The organism is Fusobacterium ulcerans ATCC 49185, from assembly GCF_900683735.1.
GTDB lineage: Bacteria > Fusobacteriota > Fusobacteriia > Fusobacteriales > Fusobacteriaceae > Fusobacterium_A > Fusobacterium_A ulcerans_A.
In genome coordinates, this window is record NZ_LR215979.1 from 1,714,307 (window position 1) to 1,734,350 (window position 20,044).

Annotated in this window: 10 protein-coding genes; 1 reads left to right on the top strand and 9 read right to left on the bottom strand. The window is 32.3% G+C overall.

Annotated features, from left to right (window positions below; translation table 11 throughout):
- The first annotated feature begins 20 nt into the window (after positions 1-20).
- Positions 21-1,390 (top strand): IS3 family transposase gene (locus tag E0E45_RS07740; protein WP_130890638.1). Its coding sequence is split into 2 segments (ribosomal slippage): positions 21-528 and positions 528-1,390, totalling 1,371 coding nucleotides; the frame shifts between segments, so codons are not numbered across the junction.
- Positions 1,391-1,438: 48 nt separating this feature from the next.
- Here E0E45_RS07740 and E0E45_RS07745 read toward each other — a convergent pair.
- The 9 genes from E0E45_RS07745 to E0E45_RS07785 form a co-directional block, all read right to left on the bottom strand.
- Positions 1,439-12,238: an autotransporter-associated N-terminal domain-containing protein gene (locus E0E45_RS07745; RefSeq protein WP_130890639.1), complete on the bottom strand. Its 10,800-nt coding sequence runs from the start codon at positions 12,236-12,238 to the stop codon at positions 1,439-1,441.
- A gap of 445 nt (positions 12,239-12,683) precedes the next feature.
- A complete protein-coding gene (locus E0E45_RS07750) occupies positions 12,684-13,028 on the bottom strand; it encodes a DUF1667 domain-containing protein (RefSeq protein ID WP_130890640.1) in 345 nt (114 codons plus the stop codon).
- Positions 13,028-14,287: an NAD(P)/FAD-dependent oxidoreductase gene (locus tag E0E45_RS07755; protein WP_130890641.1), complete on the bottom strand. Its 1,260-nt coding sequence runs from the start codon at positions 14,285-14,287 to the stop codon at positions 13,028-13,030. The genes E0E45_RS07750 and E0E45_RS07755 overlap by 1 nt, the downstream gene beginning before the upstream one ends.
- Before the next feature lie 15 nt (positions 14,288-14,302).
- Entirely contained in the window at positions 14,303-15,730 is a 1,428-nt protein-coding gene (locus tag E0E45_RS07760) for an NAD(P)/FAD-dependent oxidoreductase (RefSeq protein WP_130890642.1), read from the bottom strand.
- 146 nt (positions 15,731-15,876) lie between these two features.
- On the bottom strand, positions 15,877-17,382 hold the full coding sequence (gene glpK / locus E0E45_RS07765; RefSeq protein WP_130890643.1) for a glycerol kinase GlpK: 1,506 nt from the start codon (positions 17,380-17,382) through the stop codon (positions 15,877-15,879).
- 51 nt (positions 17,383-17,433) lie between these two features.
- Positions 17,434-18,177 carry an MIP/aquaporin family protein gene (locus tag E0E45_RS07770; protein ID WP_130890644.1) on the bottom strand — a complete coding sequence of 248 codons (744 nt, stop codon included), beginning with the start codon at positions 18,175-18,177 and terminating at the stop codon, positions 17,434-17,436.
- A 193-nt stretch (positions 18,178-18,370) separates the two neighbouring features.
- Positions 18,371-18,931 (bottom strand): glycerol-3-phosphate responsive antiterminator, encoded by a 561-nt coding sequence (locus tag E0E45_RS07775; protein ID WP_130890645.1) that lies wholly within the window; start codon positions 18,929-18,931, stop codon positions 18,371-18,373.
- 197 nt (positions 18,932-19,128) lie between these two features.
- Positions 19,129-19,410, bottom strand: a complete 282-nt coding sequence (locus tag E0E45_RS07780; protein WP_130892331.1) for an HU family DNA-binding protein — start codon at positions 19,408-19,410, stop codon at positions 19,129-19,131.
- Positions 19,403-19,699, bottom strand: a complete 297-nt coding sequence (locus tag E0E45_RS07785; protein WP_130890646.1) for an HU family DNA-binding protein — start codon at positions 19,697-19,699, stop codon at positions 19,403-19,405. The genes E0E45_RS07780 and E0E45_RS07785 overlap by 8 nt, the downstream gene beginning before the upstream one ends.
- Positions 19,700-20,044 lie beyond the last annotated feature (345 nt).

The window sequence follows — 20,044 nt, forward strand, 5'->3', positions numbered from 1 at the left end:
AGATGGAGGGTGTATTTTTTATGGCTAAATTAACAAGAGAGCAAAGAATAGAAATTTATGAACGAAGATTAAAAGGAGAGACTATTGCAGCAATAGCTCTAAATTTCAATATCAATGTTCATACAGTAGAATACCTTTTTAGGTTAATTGGAAAACATGGATATTCCATACTTAGGAACGATAAAAATAGATATTATTCTAAGGAATTTAAATTACAGTCCATTAATAGAGTACTAATAAATTTTGAGTCAGCTATATCTGTCGCTATTGATATTGGCTTATCTTCGCGTGGAATTTTAGCAAATTGGATTAAAAAGTATAAAGAAAACTGCTATAATATCATAGAGAAACCTAAAGGGAGAAAAAAATCTATGACAAAGAAAATTAAGAAAAAAAATGATGCCAATTTGACTTTAGAAGAAAAAATAAAAGAGTTGGAAGAGAAAAATCTATACTTAGAAGCTGAGATAGAATATTTAAAAAAGTTGAATGCTCTGGTTCAAAAAAAGGAGCTACAAAAGAAGAAAGAATCAGAGTAATAGCTGAACTTAGAGCAAAGTATCCTTTCAAAATCTTGCTTGAAATTTCAGGTATAGCAAGAGCAACTTACTATTTCTACATAAATAAAAAAGATATAGATATAAAGAATCAAGATATTATTGATAAAATCAAAGATATATTTTATGTGCATAAAAGAAGATATGGTTATCGTAGAATCACATTAGAACTTAAAAATCAAGGATTACAAGTCAATCATAAGAATATTTTAAGGCTTATGAATAAATTAAATTTACATAGTATTATGCGCAAAAAGAGAAAATATTCTTCATATAAAGGTGAAATTGGAAAAGTAGCTGATAACCACATTAAAAGAAACTTTGAGGCAAATAAACCAAATGAAAAATGGTTTACAGATGTAACAAAATTTAATTTAAGAAGGAATAAATTGTATCTATCTCCAATACTAGATGCTTATGGAAGATATATAATTTCATACAATGTATCTTCCTCTCCTAACTCTTATCAAATAATAGATATGTTAACTCAAGCATTTAAAACTAATTCTAATATCAAAAGTTTAATACTGCATAGTGATCAAGGGTGGCAGTACCAACATAACTTTTATACAAAAAGTTTAGAAAAAAGAAAGGTAATTCAAAGTATGTCAAGAAAAGGAAATAGTCTAGACAATGGATTAATGGAAAGTTTTTTTGGTATAATGAAATCAGAAATGTTTTATGGACAAGAAAATAACTATAGAACAATAGAAGAATTAAAATCAGCAATAGATGAATATATAGATTATTACAATACTAAAAGAATAAAGGCAAAATTAAAAGGATTAACTCCTATGCAATATAGGAATCAATCCTTATTAATCAATGCTTAAAATAAGTTGTCTAAGAAAAAGGGTTCACTACACTTAGCTCCCTGTTTTTTAGAATCTATACATTAGATTTACTCCATATCTAGTTGCATCTACACTTCCTTCTTGTCTTGTTACTTCAAATCCTATGCTGTGTCCTTCTCTTGTCTCATATTTCAGCTCTGCACCTATTTTTATTATATCTTTTACTTTCTTAGGTTTTTCCAAGTCATAGTATCCTGCATCTGTATTTTTAATTTTCGCCTTATTTGCTCCATCATATACTTTCCCCAGTTCATACTCTGCTGTTGCCTTTCCTATCAGACTATATTTTCCTGACTGCGCATATTTGTTGAAAGCTATATCTGCTCCTACTCCTGGTCTTACTATGTACATATCTTTTGATTCTATATCCAGTTCTATTCCATCTCCACTTTCTTTGAAATCTTCAAACTTTCCATATCCTAAGTTGAATGTTCCAAATAATCCTATATTTATCTTTTCACTATCCAATGGAATATCATATCTTAGTTTATTTTTCCATTCTACTGTTCCTGACCAGAATTTTCCTGTATTCTCATATGTTCCACTGCTTAAGTGTATCTTTCTGTCTGTTTCATGATGATTTACACTTATCTCTCCTCTTGTGTAGTATTTCAGATTCTTGCTGTCTTTTATGTAGTCTTCAAATCCTACTCCTGCATTCAGTGAGTAAACTGTTTCTTTTGATCCAGGATCAAAATCAAATTTAGTCTGTGTAAATCCTACACTCCAGTTAGATACTCTTCCATATTTCATATGATCATACTCTTTTAATATCATTGTTCCAAGAGATTTAGATTCATAATCTTCAACCCCTGCTCTTCTGCTCTTTGTTTCTCCTCCAGTCATGATAGCTCCTATTTTAAGAGTTTCTCTTGAATAAAGTCTGTTGTTTCTCAGATTTTCATATGATGTAGTAAATACTTCATTAATATCCAGCATTCTAGTTTGGATATTTGCATATACATTTCCTCTAAGCTCATTATCAAATGTAGCTCCCAATTCATCTTTATCTGATATATTTTTTAATGCATCAAACATTTCAAGTTCTTTATCTGCCGCTCCTGCAAAAATTTCATCCAGTCCTTTTCCAAACTCTATAGCATCTGTTCCAGCAAGAAGTTTCTTATATGGTATTCTTACCAATACTACTCTTATTAAATTAGGATCAGTATCATCTTTTTGTACATCTGCTATAAATGAAACTGAATGAGATATTGCTGTTATAGATCCATGATTTGGTACATTTGTAATTCCATTTAGATATTGTACTGTATACATATCATGATTGCTTCCCTGAGTTACATTTGGAAGAACTATAAACTGTCCTTTATTAAATGAATCAGCATTTATTGTTCCTATATGTCCTGCTGTACTTCCTAAAGTTATAGTTCCAAAATCAAGAGCTCCATTTACTGTTATTGTTCCTGTATTTGTAATAGTTATTCCATCTATTGAAGCTGTTGGTCCATTGATAGTTATATCTCCTACATTTGTCAGACTTCCACTACCTGTTATAACTCCATCTGCTTCTCCTGATAGATTTATTGTTCCTTTATTAAGAAGAACTCCATCAGTACCTAAATATATTCCTGTTCTTCCTGCTCCATTTACATTTATTGTTCCATAGTTTTCAGCAGTTGCTCCATAGTCTACATAAATTCCTTCACTGTCTGCTCCATTTACTGTAATAGTTCCTGTAGTATGATTTCTTACTATTGAATAATCAGTAGCTGCCATTCCTCTTGAATTTGCTCCATCTACTATAATTGCTCCATGGTTTTCCAATGTTGACCCTTTAGTTGCCTGCATTCCATAAGCAAGATTTCCATCTACTCGAATAGTTCCTCTGTTTATTCCATGTCCTAGATCATTTGCTACCATTCCTACTCCATGATTATCAGGTACATGTATATATCCCAAAGAAGAATTTTCCACAGTTCCTGATTCTGCTGCCATTCCTACTGAAATCTTTGGAGGTAGTCCTGATACTACAGTTGATTTACCTACTATTATATTAGCATTATTTATCATAGTTCCTGATTTTGTATACATCCCTATACTATGATCGCTTAATGACAGATTAGTATTATTTGTTCCTGTTCCTGAAGCAGAATATATATATGATGAATCTGTTCCTACATTGATAACAGTGCCATTTGCTACTGTTATGTTTCCATTTTCCGTAGCTATTCCAACAGATTCTTTTCCAGCAGTTATTGTTCCACTGTTATGATCTACTGAAGTAGTTCCTGCTCCATAGATTCCAGCTGAATTAGTATTTCCCACTGTTATATTTCCTGTATTTGTTATTGTAGTTCCATTTTTTACAAATATACCATTAGAGCTATCTCCTAACACTATACTTCCAGTATTTGAAGCACTTCCCTGAAGTCCATAAATTCCTGTACTCTTTGCTCCTGTACTTTGAATAGAATTACTGTTTGTTACAACAGTATTTTCTCCAAATATACCTACTGCATCTTTTCCTATTTTTATATTTCCATTGTTTGATACAGAAGTTACATTTTTACCATACATAGCTACTGCTGAATTAAGTATCAGTCCTGTATATGCTCCATTTCCTACTTCTATTGATGAGTTGTTTATCATAGTTCCATTCTCACCATACATACCTATACTAGAATCTCCTGTAAGTTGAATAGTTCCACTATTTACAGTAGTTCCTGTTCCTGTATTGATTATTCCTTTATTTTTTATAGTTGAGGAACTCATATTTCCAGAATAATTTATATTACCATTATTTGTAGTAAATACTCCTATAGCTTCTGTTCCTATGATATTTATAGCCATTCCTGTATTCAATGCTACATTATTATCCATAAATATTCCTGTTGCTTTATTATGTACATTTAATTTAGCAAGATTTGTCACTTTAGAAATATCTCCTGTTCCTGTAAGGAATATTCCCGTTCCCTCTGTTCCTGTTGTAACTTCTCTAGTGTTGAAATCTACTGAAGCAGCTGAATCAGAAAGTGTAAGAGCTATACTTTTATTGCTCATAACTATATCAGCACCTGTATAGTTGATTGTTCCTCCTGCGCCAAATAGTAAAGTCGAGTCTTCTCCTACTGAAGCTGTTCCGCTTATATTCATAGTTCCATCAGTTCCAACATAGTATGCTGCTGACTTATCCCCTACTGATACATGTCCTGTTGATGTTCCAACAGCAAAATCTTCAGTATACATTCCTATTGATGTATCCCCTGTAAGATTTATTGTTCCTGCATTTACAAGAGTAGTTCCCACTCCTGTTCCTACCATAGCCTTTGCATTTACTACATTTCCATTGATAGTTCCTAGGTTAGAGTTAGTTATTGTTGCTCCACTATCTCCTTGCAGTCCACTTGTTCCTACAGTTATAGCAGTATCATTAAGTATATTCCCTGCTACTCCTGATACTATTACATTGGCAAAATTAATATTTACAGGAGTTCCCGATGTAAAATGAAGATTTCCATTATCTAAGTATGCAAAAATACCTGCTGCTGTATTTGTTACTGTTCCTCCTGATACATTAAGGTTAGCTCCATTTTTAACATAGAATCCCATGTTATTTGTTCCACCTATATCTACTTTTCCTCCAGCACCTAAAGTGAATGTGCTTCCCTGTTCAAGTAAAGCCCCTATTCCTTTGTTTGCTGTACTTGAAGATGTAATATTAAGTTCTCCATTATACGTTATATTTGCTGCTACTCCCATGTTTTCAGCAAGATATATACCTAATGCATCTTCTCCTGTTACATTTATTTTTGCTCCAAGAGTCCCTGTTATACCTGGATCTACATATATACCTATTGTTCTGTTTGCTATTGTAGAATCTCCTGTTACAGTCATAGTTCCTGTATAGCTTATGTCATTGTTTTTCAGATAGATTCCTATTCCTCCATCAATATCAAAGTTATATGCTGTATTTCCTATTATATCTCCACTATTTACATAAACTCCTATCTTATTACCAACTGTTGATGGAGTTCCTATTATAGTTCCCATATCTGTTACTGTAGAACTTGCTCCATCTAAATAGATACCTATTGTATCATCTCCAGATAAAGTCAGTGTTCCTTGATTAGAAACTGCTGCTCCATTGTCTCCATATATTCCAATTCCATCAGCATTGATAGTTTGAGCTGCTGTATTTGTAAGAGAGATTCCATCAGCAAATATACTTACAAGATTATCTCCTGTATGATTTATTGTTATGTTATTTGTTACTGGATTTGTTCCTTCATAGTATATACCTACTCCTTTAGCAGTATTAGTATAGTTTACATTCAATGTTCCTGAAGACAGCGCTGAATCCTCAGAATACATAGCTATTCCCTGATTTCCCATAGTGATATTTCCACTATATCCAGATAAAGTTATTGCACTGTTTTTTGCATATACTCCAGTTCCTCCAGCTCCTACAGATATATTTCCACTTGTTAGAGTTGAACTTCCATTCTCTATAACTATTCCTACTGTTCCAGAACCACTCTGAGATATATTTGTTCCATTTAGATTTACTATTCCAGTATTTTTTCCCACTACTGATGTAGTATTATTAGCAGTTCCTGTTATAGTTCCACCATTAAGATTAACAGTTGATGTCAGTCCATCAACAAGTATTCCTACTCCACTGTTAATAGTCATTGTTCCAGATGTATAGTTAATAGTTGAAGCATCTTTTCCATATAGTCCAAGATTATGTGACCCAATTGTTCCTGTATTTTCTATTGTAGAACCTTTAGCAAAGGCTCCTATACTTCCTCCTGCAAGAGTAGAATTCAGAGTTCCTGCATTTGTAAATGTTGTTCCGTTTTCTGCATAGACACCAATTGATGATGTTCCTCCAGAATTTATTATTCCTCCTATACTATTTGTAAACTCAGCTCCTGCCTGAGTTACAATAACTCCAGCAGAATTACTTCCTGTGGCTGTTATAGTTCCTGTTGATGAAGAATCTCCCCCTTTGAAGTACATTCCATATCCATCATTGGCATTTACTGTTACATTTCCACTATTTGTTACATCTGTATCTATGAAGTATGCCCCTATTCCTTTAGCATTCAATGTTATATTTCCACTGTTAGTAAATGGTGCTAAAGTTGAACCATACATTCCTATAATTTCATTGCTTCCTGATATAATTTCTATATCAGTTTTATTTTGTGTAGAACCTGTTCCATAGTATAACCCAATAGGTCTTACTGGATCTGATCCACTTAGCGCTGTAGATGTACTGTTTAGTTTTATTGTTCCCGCATCTGCAAAAGCGCCACCTTTATAGTAGGCTCCTATTCCCATCTTACCACCTGTATCAGATGAAAGAGAAAGGTTTATTAATCCACTTGTTTTTGAAGTATTATCTCCATCTATGTATATTCCAACAGCATTAGGATCTGCAGTTATATTACTTGAAGCTGTTGAAGATATTGTTATATTATTTCCTGATGCATATATTCCTAATGGAATATCTCCATCAGCAAGACTTGCTGCTGTTACATTTAATGTTCCTCCACTTAGTTCTATTGAACCTTGGTGAGTTCCTGTTGTTTTAGCAGAGATACCTATATTTGATACTCCATTTACATTTATTGTTCCAGAATTACTAAATGTAAAGTTTTCATTATCTGTTACATTATGTATCCCTATATTTTCTGTTCCAGATGCATTATGTGTCACATTTATTGTTCCACTGTTTTTAAGTATAGAATCTTTACTGTAGATACCTATATTATTTTCTCCTACAGTTATTATTCCACTTGTTTCATTTGCAGTATTTTTAGCATTTGTCATAAATATTCCAAATCTTCTGTCTGCTACTGCTGATGAATCTCCTAAAACTATATTTGATGAATTATTTAATTTCAAAGCTGTTCCAACAGTATCCTCTACATATATTCCTATTCCAGCTTTTCCTGCAATACTCATTGGTGATGCTCCATTAGTAACTTTTATTTCTCTGTTCCCTGCAATACTACTCTTTGCATATATTCCTATAGGGTGTGTACTTGTTGAGCTGTCTCCATTTCCTTGTATCACAATATCTTTTCCAACTGCATCTACAGAAGCATCTTTTACATAAATTCCTATTGCGCTACTTACTGGCAGTCCACTATCTCCAACTGTTATTAGTCCTGTATTTACTACATCTACTCCCTCTGAAATTATTCCATAAGAACCTGTAGATTCTGCTGTTATATTTCCACTATTAGTAAGAGTTCCTGCTCCTGATCCATAGATACCTACTATAGTTTCTGCACCATTAGTATTCAATACATCCATATTCATATTATTATTAAATGTATTTCCTGTCACTCCTTTAAAAGCTATTCCGATAGCTGTGTTCCCTGTTCCAGAAGTTCCTGCATAGTCCACTGTAAGTTTATCTGCTGCATTAGTGCGAGATATTATACTATTTCCTTCTGATTGGAGCGCTACTCCTCCCTCTTGGATTTCTATTCCATAATTTCCATCCATTTTTACATCTGAACCTTGAGCATAGATACCTATTCCATTTTTACCAACTTTGATATCTTTTCCGCTTCCAGAATCTTTCAAAGTAAGAGTTCCTCCAGCTCCAGTTGTATTAGTGCTTCTTATTACAATACCTTTTCCATTACCTCCCAATGTAATAGGAGCTTCATTATATATAGCCATTTGGGTCTTAAGTGCACTATTATGATTATTTTCCATATAGATACCTATTCCATGAGTACCAGTTATATCAATAATTCCTTTATTAATAACTTCTCCCCATAGTCCAGCTTTCCCTGTATTCTTTCCATAGGTATCTTGAGTTCCAGAAGCATTTGTTGCAAGTATAGCCATTCCTATTCCAGAATTTATATTATTTGAGTTTGTAACTTCTATTATTCCATTATTTATCATTTTACTTCCATTAACACCATAAGCTCCAATTCCCTCTGAAACCTTAAGCTCTCCTGAAGTATCAACATCAATATATCCAAAACTTGTATATGCTGCTGTTGTTGAACTTCCTAATGTATTACTGATATCAATAATTCCTTTTATTGTATAACCAGATTCAGTATTCAATGCTGCTGTTGAATTTGATCCTAACAACATACTATTTCCATTAGCAGAAGTTATTGTATATCCAGATTCTAAAGTAACTTCTTTTCTCTCCATAATTATGTCATTAAATCCATCTCCTGAAGTTCCTCCACTTGATATATTATCTCTATTTACATTAGTTTGAATTGAAATTTTCCCTCCATCTAAACTACTTTTATACCAATATGTTCCTGTATTTATAGCTGCAACTTTAGGAATAGTTTTCAAGCCATTTACATATGTTGCTGATCCATCCCATGTTACATCAATATTTCTAAATACACCAAGATTTACTCCATGACCAGTTAAATTTACTGTCAACTTTCCCATTCCTGTATATCTTCCTGTTTCTGCTCCAATCTTTCCTACTGTTGAATAATCATTTGAATCTCCATAGAAAACTACACCTTTACTTATATTTAGAGTTGTATTATTTGTAAAATTTATATTGGAAACTTGGGCCCCTATTTTTTCAGAGAAAAAAGCAAGTTTATTTTCTACTTCATGCTCTATAGTTCCACCACCAAAATTTATTTTTCCACCTTCTTTTGCAACTAATGCCCCATTATCTCCACTTACAATATTACTACCTGCTCCTGATATAGTAACAGTTGCTTTATCTCCTCTTGCAAAAGCTCCTAAACCTGTAACATCTACTTTTCCTGTTACCATTACATTGGTATTTCCTAGTCCTTTTGAAGCTCCTTCTCCTGATATGGCAGCTGCTCCTATATTATTATTTTTATCAGCAGAAACGATTCCATTTGCTTTAGCAGTAATATTATCTACTGTAATAGTTGTGTCAGGCTGAACATTGGCACTTGCCCCATTTGAATCTACTATAGTTCCTGCTGCATAATTATATACTCCATGTGCAAAAACACCTTTAGAACCATATCCATTCATAGTTATATCTTTTCCTGTTATTTTTGCTCCGCTTTTTGCAAATAGAGCAATTGAATTATAACTATTCATTACTATATTATTATTTACATTAATAGTTGAATTAAAATTAGAAATATATTTTTTTCCTGTTATACTTTCTCCTCTTCCATAGGCCTCTTTATCATATATTCCCCCAGTTAATGCTTTTCTAGGATTTTGCCACACTCCTTCAGCATAAAACAATATACTTTCTGTTGCTCTGTCAATTCCAGTTCCAGCATTGTCAGAAATTGTTGTTCCGATATTAACATCCACTACACTTCCATTTTTAGCAATCATTCCAATTCCTCTTTTTGAATATTTACCTAATTCAATTTTGAAATTAGAAACTGTAAGGTTTTTTATAGGATCAGCATTTAAATAAGGATATCCTATTTCTGATCCATTTGCAATACCTACAAGGCTTGGAGTTGATACTGTATTTACTTGGAATCCTAAAGTTGCAGGAAAATATTGCTTATAACCATTTATTAAATTATTCATTTCACTTCTTTGTCCAGATGCTATATAAATAGCAACATTATCTTCACTTTTACTATTATCATTTCCAGCAATATTTCCAGTACCTACTTGAGAGTTTCCACTGCTTCCATCTAGATCTGTTCCTATTTTAGTATCTACTGCTACATTTCCTTGAAACACTCCATTAGCATCAGGTCTTGCATCACTTCCTGCAAGATAATACCCCACATTTTTATCCCCTTGTAAATAGATAGTTCCCAGATCCAATGAAGGAGCCAGAGAACTTCCAACTACCCATTTTGTTCTATCAGGTACATATCCTGCCACCCATACACCAACATTTCCACTTCCTGTATAAGTAACATTTCCTCCTGTATTTTGTACTTTCATATTGCCAAATACAGGGGCATATATAAAATATGATTCTGAGTTTTCATCATATGCAGGTGTACTTTGACCAGGTAATGGTACCATGTTTGAATAGCCATTCCATCTATGCATTGAAGAAGCTGCTATATAAAAAATTGTATTTTTACTAGTGCTAGAAGCTAATTTAGTTCCCCCAAAATCAACAGCAGTTGTACTTGCAATATTATCTGTTAAACTTCTTCCCCATACTGTGCTTAAACTGGCATTTGTTGAAGCCCAATAAACATGAGTATTTGGAAATACTTGTGTTGTAAGAATACTATTTTCATTTCCTGTTATGTTTATATCTACATCAGTAAATTTTACATTATACACATTTGCTGTGCTTAACTGACCTATTATTGTTCTTCCTGCTAATTCTAAGGCTACTCTATTCATTACAATTCCACCAGTTTGTGCAAATACTGCTGTAGAGTATGTTGGAGAACCTCCTATTTTTATTGCCATATCTTGGACTGTTGGTGCTCCTTGAAATATCCATGATTGTTGATAACGTATTGAATTTGGATTACTTGTAGTTCCATTATTTGTAATTCCACTTGGTAAATTTGTTGGTAATGCTCCAGTATCTACAGCACTATAGTATGTATTTGCTGTCATTCCTGGAATGGCTCCAATACTTGTTTCAAATGTTGGATATGGAATTGCCCCATATTGATTATTTGGATTTCCTCCTGAAACTGTAACCGAAGCTTTTATATCTGTATAACTATTAGTTACAACCCCATTTGAAGCTGTATATGCTGTTATTTTACTTGTGCTTGCCTTTCCTTTTCCCGATATTATTCCTCCTACATTAAACATAGGCTGGCTATTCACTCCACGCAAACTAGGTCTGGGACTTCCTTGTTCCCATGCATATATACTTCTATTCCAGTCCATTCTTCCCTGAATAAAAGTAAACCCTCCCATCCAGTCTCCTCTTCCACGAGTAAATGCAGTAAAAGTTGGAACTGGAGGAGCTGTTGGGACTGTTACTACTGGATTAGGATCCTCTACTCTAGGTGGTAGATTTAATGGAACTGATATACTCAAACTTGGAGTTGATAAAGTTGGAATATTTAATGCTCCTGGTCCTGCTACATTTATTGCCCCTATGTTCACATTTATATTTGGTTCATTTACTGTTACTGTTATATCTCCTGGTGCTGCTGGAGTTGTCGGCAGTGTCACTGTTGGGGTTACTACTGTTGGAGCTGTTACATTTACTGCTCCTACTGTTATTGATGCTATTGCTGGTGATGTCACTGGTATTACTGTTGGAGCTGTTGGTACTGTAAATGATACATTTGGTATTGTAGGTTCTATTACTACTGGTGCCTTTACTACTGGAAGAATAAATAATTTTGCCTCTGCATCATATACATTAGTATTTAAATGATAATTTCCATTCATATTTATCCAGCCACTTGATGCATATCCTCCTGCTCTATTATTATGTGTATATTGGGCTGCTTCCAAAAGTGTTCCCTTTTCTCCATTTTCTGTAGAGTTTCCATGTACCTCATTAAATCTTTTTCTCATTTTATCCATTGGAGTATCTCCTCTTACACTCCCTTTCCAGTCTTTCCCTACACTATCAGCTTTTTTAAATCCTCCTATCATTGTAAAACCATAAGCTGGCTCTACTGGTTTTGAATAAAAATCTGCTTCTTTTAAAAGGATTCTTGAATCCAGATTCAATGCTTTCAATTTAGAATCATTCTCCAGCAATTTCTGTTTTATCTCTTCTCTCTCCCTCTGAATCTTTGTCAGCAGCTCTTCTTTTGTTTCATGAATCTCTTCTGCTGTTATTCCTGCTCCTGCAGCTATTCCGCCTGTTATCATAAATGCTACCAAAAGTGAAATTGAATAACTGACTTTTCTTTTTAAAAATCTTTTTAGAGATTTCTCAATCTCATTTTTTTTCATAGATATCCTCCCCAAGTTAAATTTTTAGTAATTTCTTCTAGTATTATCAGGTATATATTTATACTTTGGTTCCTAGATACTACTCTTATATTTTTTGTTTAAATAAACTATTTAGAATTAATTAAAAATTACATTTACAATGACCTCTTTCCCTCCTTTTTTTATAATAGTTTTGAAGTTTCAGACATACAAAAAAATCTTTTATATTCTATATTACGAAATTATAACCTTCTTAATCCATAATAAAATTCGTTTAAAAAGAGAACAAAAAGATAGTTTTTAAGAAAATTATATCATATAATCGTTTTGTTTTAAATATATAATTTTTATCCAGTATTAATTTGATACAATTAAAGATATTAAAATGATATTAATTTTTTATAAATATAAAAAGACCAGTTTATTATTTTATAAACTGGTCTTTAATCACTCAATATTAGTATTTTTACATATCTCTTGTTACTACTACATCTACACCTGTATCAAATATATTCTTTATAACAACATCTCCCTTTTTTACTGGAGATTTTAATTCCACATCTTTTAAAAGTTCCATACATTTAAAATTCAATTCTTTTGGAATAGAATCATTAGTTTTCACAGGAACTCTATTGTGAATTCCCCCTATTATTTTTACTGTTGATGTTATTACTCTCTTAGGAGCTGTAAGTTCTTCTTTACCATATTTTTCTCCTCTTGGACAGCTATTCCCAGTTACTTCAAGAGTATCTGTATTCACTGTAAGATGACATCCCAAAGGACAAACTATACATATCATATTTCTTTTCATTATTGTTCACCACCTGTTATTTCTACAGTCAATTCTTTTCCTTCTGCTGTATCAAGTATTTTTTTGGGTATCATTATTTTTTCCATTTCTCCTGGAGCTAGATGTTGTTTTTTTAGACTAATAAGAATTTTGTTTTCATCTTTTACTTCAAGTTTTACATTTTTATATATATTATTTACTCTCATAAAAACCTCAAGAGCTTTATCAACATTTTCAGCTCTAAATTTTTGTGGAACTGTATATACTATCCCTTTTCCATTTTTTATTTCTTTGTATTCTCCAGTTTTAGCTTCATTTTTTATATACTTTGCTGCTGCTGTTCCAGCCCTTCTAGCTTCTGCACTTACGAAATCCACTAAGTCATGAACATGTACTACATTTCCACAAGCAAAGATTCCATCAGCACTTGTTTCCATCATTTCATTTACTACAAGTCCATTTGTTCTTCTGTCAATTTCCAACCCAGTTTTTCTTGAAATATCATTTTCTGGAATAAGTCCTACTGAAAGAAGAAGTGTATCACATTCATATTCCATTTCAGTTCCAGGTATTGGTCTTCTGTTTTCATCTACTTTTGCTATGATTATCTTTTCTAATCTTTCTTTTCCTATAATATCTACAACTGTATGACTTAAATATAATGGAATATCATAATCATCTAGACACTGGACTATATTTCTTGTCAATCCACCTGAGAAAGGCATAAGTTCAACAACTGCTTTAACCTCTGCTCCTTCTAGCGTAAGTCTTCTAGCCATAATAAGTCCAATATCCCCAGATCCTAAGATAAGTACTTTTTTCCCTACCATATATCCTTCCATATTGATAAATCTTTGTGCTGCTCCTGCTGTAAATATCCCTGATGGTCTGTCTCCTGGTATAGATATAGCTCCTCTTGTTCTTTCTCTGCATCCCATAGCAAGTATAACTGCTTTAGCTTCTATTATCATATATCCATCTTTAGTATTTATAGCATGTATCTTTTTATCTTCTGTAAGATCAAGTACCATTGTATCTAATTTATATTCAATATTCATTTCATAAAGTTTTTCTATAAATCTTTGAGCATATTCAGGTCCTGTAAGCTCTTCTTTAAATTCATGCAATCCAAATCCATTATGAATGCATTGCTGGAGTATCCCTCCAAGTTCTTTATCTCTCTCTATAACTAATATACTTTCTATTCCATTTTTTCTAGCTTCTACTGCAGCAGCAAGACCTCCTGGTCCTCCGCCTATTACAACTAAATCATATTTCATATCTGCATTTCCTCCCTATTTTGTCTTTCCTGTCAGAATATATGCACCTTTTTTATCTAATACTATTTCATCTAATTCTGTTTCCAACTCTCTTGCCAGTATCTCCTGTACTCTAGGTCCGCAGAATCCACCTTGACATCTTCCTGATCCAGGTCTGCATCTCTTTTTAATACCATCTACTGTCTTAGCTCCTACCATTCTGTGAATAACATCAATGATCTCTCCTTCAGTGATATTTTCACATCTGCATATTATTCTTCCATATCTAGGATCTTCAGCTATAACCTTAGCTTTTTCTTCAGGTGCAAGTTCCATAAAATGTATTTGAGGTCTGTTTTGTTTAAATACTTCTTTTTTGGTTACATCTCCTAATCTATTAAGTACTTGTGTAGCTATTTCTAATGCTATTGCTGGAGCAGATGACAATCCTGGTGATTTTGTTCCAGCAATATTGAAAAATCCTTGTGCATCAGGAGCTTCTCCTATTATAAAATCTCCTCTGTCACTTTCTGCTCTAAGTCCAGCAAAGTTTCTTATATTATCTCTGAAATTTATTTCTGGTATACTCTTTACAGATTGTTTTTTTATAACGTCCATTTCGATTACAGTATTTGATACATCTTCTTTATCATCTATATCTAAAGCTGTAGGTCCAGTTATAAGATTTCCATGGATAGTCTGTGCTACCAATACACCTTTTCCTAGGGCAGTTGGACACTGAAATATTACACTGTTTGTAAGAGTTCCCTGTACTTTATCTAAAAGAAAATATTCTCCTTTTCTTGGTATTATTTTAAATTGATCATTACTTATCACTGCATTTAATTCATCAGCAAATACCCCTGAGGCATTAATAATAGTTTTAGTAAGTATTTCTCTATCTTCAAGTTTTACAAGATACCCCTCTTCCAATTTTTTTATATCTAAAACTTTGCTGTCTGTTTGTACATCTACACCATTTTCAGCAGCATTTTCTAATAATTTTATAGTAAATTCCCAAGGACCTATTACCCCTGCTGTTGGAGCATAAAGAGCTGCAACTACTTCTTTATTTATATTAGGCTCTCTTTTTAATACCTCTACTCCTTCTAATATCTCGATTCCAGGAATCCCATTTTTGATCCCTCTGTCATATAGAACTTTTAAATGTTCTTTTTCCTCCTCTGAGAAAGCAAGAACAAATGATCCACATCTTCTGAAAGGTGCATCTATTTCTTTACAAAGGTCATCAAACATAGCATTCCCTAATGCATTATACTTTGCCATAAGTGTTCCGTTTTGTGCATCATACCCAGCGTGAATTATAGCTGAATTAGCCTTTGTTGTTCCATTAGATACATCATGCTCTTTCTCCAAAACTATTATATTCAAATTATATTTAGATAATTCTCGGGCCGCTGCTGCTCCCATTATTCCACTTCCTATTACAACAACATCTACCATTGTACCCTCCTATCTTTTTAAGAAAAAAGGGTCAAGCAAATAAGTAGGATTTTTCTCCCACTATATGCTTGACCCACTATCATCTCTAGTCAATATTTTCTTTTTTTCTATTATCTCTCATTTTTAGAATTTTGTCAAGCTTTTTGCTATTCTTCTTCCTCCCATTTCATAGCTCTTCCTACAGCTTTCTTCCATCCTTTATATTTACTTTCTCTTTCTTCTTCAGGCATTTTACAAGTAAATTCTTCGTCTAATATCCATTGTTTTTTAATTTCTTCTTTAGATTCCCAAATTCCCACTGCAAGTCCTGCAAGATAAGCTGCTCCTAAAGCTGTAGTTTCTAGTATCACTGGTCTTCTTACAGATGTACCAAGTATTTCAGCTTGAAACTCCATTAAGAAATTATTAGCTGCTGCTCCTCCATCTACTTTCAGATGATTTAACTTAATTCCTGAATCTTCCTGCATAGCTTCTATTACATCTCTTGTTTGATATGCTATAGATTCAAGAGTAGCTCTGATTATATGATTTTTATTTGCTCCACGAGTAAGTCCTAATATAGCTCCTCTTGCATACATATCCCAATATGGAGCCCCCAGTCCTACAAATGCTGGTACTACATATACTCCACCATTATCTTTTACTTTTCTTGCAAAGTATTCTGTATCCTTTGACTCTCCTACAAGTTTCAATTCATCCCTTAACCATTGAACACTTGCTCCTCCCATAAATATACTTCCTTCAAGAGCATATTCAACTTTTCCTTCAAATCCAATAGCAATAGTAGTTATAAGTCCATTATGACTTTTTACCATTTCTTCTCCTGTATTCATAAGAAGGAAACATCCAGTTCCATATGTATTTTTTGAATCTCCTTTTTCAAAACAAGCCTGTCCAAAAAGAGCTGACTGCTGGTCTCCTGCTACCCCTGCAATAGGTATTCTGTGACCTCCTGCTCCTCCAAGATTTGCATATCCAAATGTACCACTGCTATCTTTTACTGTTGGTAGCATTGATTCAGGAATTCCTAAAATATCCAGAAGTTTTTTATCCCATTTCAATTCTTTTATATTGTATATCATAGTTCTAGAAGCATTTGTATAGTCAGTAGCATGTACTTTTCCATTAGTCAGTTTCCATATAAGCCATGTATCTACTGTTCCAAATAAAAGCTCTCCATTTTCAGCTTTTGCTCTTGCTCCCTCTACATTATCAAGTATCCATTTGATTTTAGTTCCAGAAAAATAAGCATCAAGCACCAATCCTGTATTTTCTTTAATATATTCCTCAAGTCCTTCAATTTTTCTAAGATCATCACATATTTTAGCTGTTCTTCTACATTGCCATACTATTGCATTATATACAGGTTTTCCTGTGTTTTTATCCCAAACTATTGTAGTTTCTCTTTGATTTGTTATCCCAATTCCTATTATATCATGTTGTGATATTCCTTCTTTAGCTATTACTTCTGCAAGAGTTCCGCTCTGACTTGACCATATCTCCATTGGATCATGTTCTACCCATCCCTCTTTTGGATATATCTGAGTAAATTCTTTTTGTGCCACACCTACTATTTTTTGATCACTATCAAATACAACTGCTCTCGAACTTGTTGTTCCTTGATCTAAAGCTACAATATATTTTTTTTCCATGAAATAACCTCCTATAAAATATATACCTAAATCAAATTCTCTACATTTATATTATATTATACAAGCTATGCATTTACCAACAAAAGCATCAAAAAATAATACTCCTAAAACTGCACCAATTATTGGTCCTACAATTGGAACCCAAGCATATTGCCAATTTGATCCACCTTTTCCCTTTATAGGGAGAAGAGCATGAGCCATTCTAGGTCCTAAATCTCTAGCTGGATTGATAGCAAATCCTGTTGCTCCACCAGTTGCCATTCCAATAACGCAAATAAGCATTCCTACCAAGAAAGGTCCCATTCCTGACCCAACTTCATTACTTCCATATCCTATTGCAAGGATACCAACTACCAGAATAGTCGTTCCAACTATTTCTGTTACTAAATTCCAAGGTTTGTTCTCAATTGCTGGTCCAGTTGCAAATACTCCTAATTTAGTTCCAGCATCAGGCTCATCATCCATAAGATCTTTATTTGTAAGATAAGCTAGCGTAGCCCCTGCCATTGCCCCTAATAACTGAGCAATTATGTATCCTGGCAAAAGATTAAGTGCCAATCTTCCACTAAGTGCAAGAGATATAGATAATGCTGGATTAAGATGAGCTCCACTTACCCATCCAGTCAAATATGCTGACATAGATACAGCAAGTCCCCATCCAAAACATGTTACCATCCATCCTCCGCCTTTTCCAAAACTTTTCCTTAAACTAAGAGTCATATTAATTCCATTTCCTAGAAGCAGTAACGAAGCTGTTCCAATAAATTCTGCTAGATACATTGAACTTGGTGTCATAAAATCCTCCTTGTTGTTAATTTAATTATTTAATAAAACTTGAAATAAAAAAAACTTAAAATACTTACCCTTCTTTTTAGAAAGATAATTATTTTAAGCTTCTCACTTCTCCAAGCTTTATTAACTTAATATAAGGTTACTCCATTTTTAACACTTTGTCAACTATTTTTTTTCAATAAGTACCATTTCAGCACTAACTTTCCCATAAGTTCTTATCAGTGGTAGATATTCCTTCTGCTCCAGCTTTCAAGGCATTAATTACATCTTCTTTCTCATCAATTAACCCTCCAGCTATTATTGGAATATTTAATAAATTTTTTATTTTTTTTATTACCTTAGGCATTATTCCAGGTAGAATTTCAACAGCACTAGGCTTATTTTCTCGAATATGAGCAATTGTATTTTTAAATGAAAATGAATCAAGTATAAAAAATCTTTGTATTACAGGAATTTCATTTTTGTTTGCAAGACTTACAACATTATGTTTAGTAGTTATTATTCCATCTAGACCAGTATTCTTTATTATATATTCTACACCATATGCTGAACTTGATAATCCTTCAATCATATCCACATGAACGAAAACTATTTTTCCAGCTTTTTTTAACTCTGCAACTATATCTGTTACATTAAGAAGATTTGATATTATAACAAAAACTATTTCACTGCTACTGTTTTTAGCTTCTTCTAAATATGTATCATTTTTGACTGCTGGAATAACAGGATTCCTTTCTAAAACTTCTCTGATTTTCATTTCGACCACCTATCTTGAATTTATCTCTTACTTAAAATAATACTATATTAATAAGATTTTGACAATAAAAAATATCAAATCTTAATATTTAAAATAAAAAATATTATTTTAATACATATTTTCACTAAATTTTATTATATTTATATACAAATAAAAAAGTACACCATATATCATATTTCAATGATGTACTTACATTTTTATTTATTGTTAAATAATTCTTTTGTCCCTTTTGACATTCTAAATTTCACTGTTTTTTTAGGATGAATTGTTATTAATTCTCTTGTTGCGGGATTAGATATTATTTTTGGTTTTCTTTCTAAAATTTCAAATATTCCATTGTCATGAAACTTTACTTCCCCATCTTTTAATATAGCTTTCTTTAGAACTTCTATAAAATCATTAATATCTGTCTTAGCTTCTATTGTACTTTCAATATTTGATTTATTTTTATAAATTTCTATAAGATCTTTTTTATTCATATCTATCACTACTTTCATTTATCAGTTTTATCCACCCTTTTCCTGCTTTAAATTTTATTACACTTTTAGGCTTTGAAACTGATATTTTTCCATTTACTGGAATATATATTTTTCTTGCCTTCAATTCCTTTTTTTCAAACATTCCCATATTTAATAATGTCAAACTTCCATCAGTATCTATTGCTTCATAGATGGATTCCCATATCAATTTTATTTTTTGTTTTGATATTTTCAGATTTTTAGTTTTGTTTTTCTTTGAATAAAGTCTAATGAAATCTATTTCTTTCATACCATCCTCCAAAATTTATATTTTGTTTTATATTTTGTTTTATATTTTCAATAAAGCATATATATTAAATATACCATTTTTATTACTTTCACTTTGTAATATATATACTAAAAAACAAATTATAATATCTCTTAAATTCAAATTTTCCTTTTATATTTATTAATTAAGGATACCTTTTTTTTCTCAAAATGTCAATAGAGATATTGTGTTTTATTATCTTAAAATCTAAAAAATTTTAAAGTACTAAAAAAAAGATAATATTATACTCAAAATTTTTTATTTTTACATTTATTTAAGAAATTCAACCTATTTATTAAATTACTTATACTTGAAAAAAATTTATTG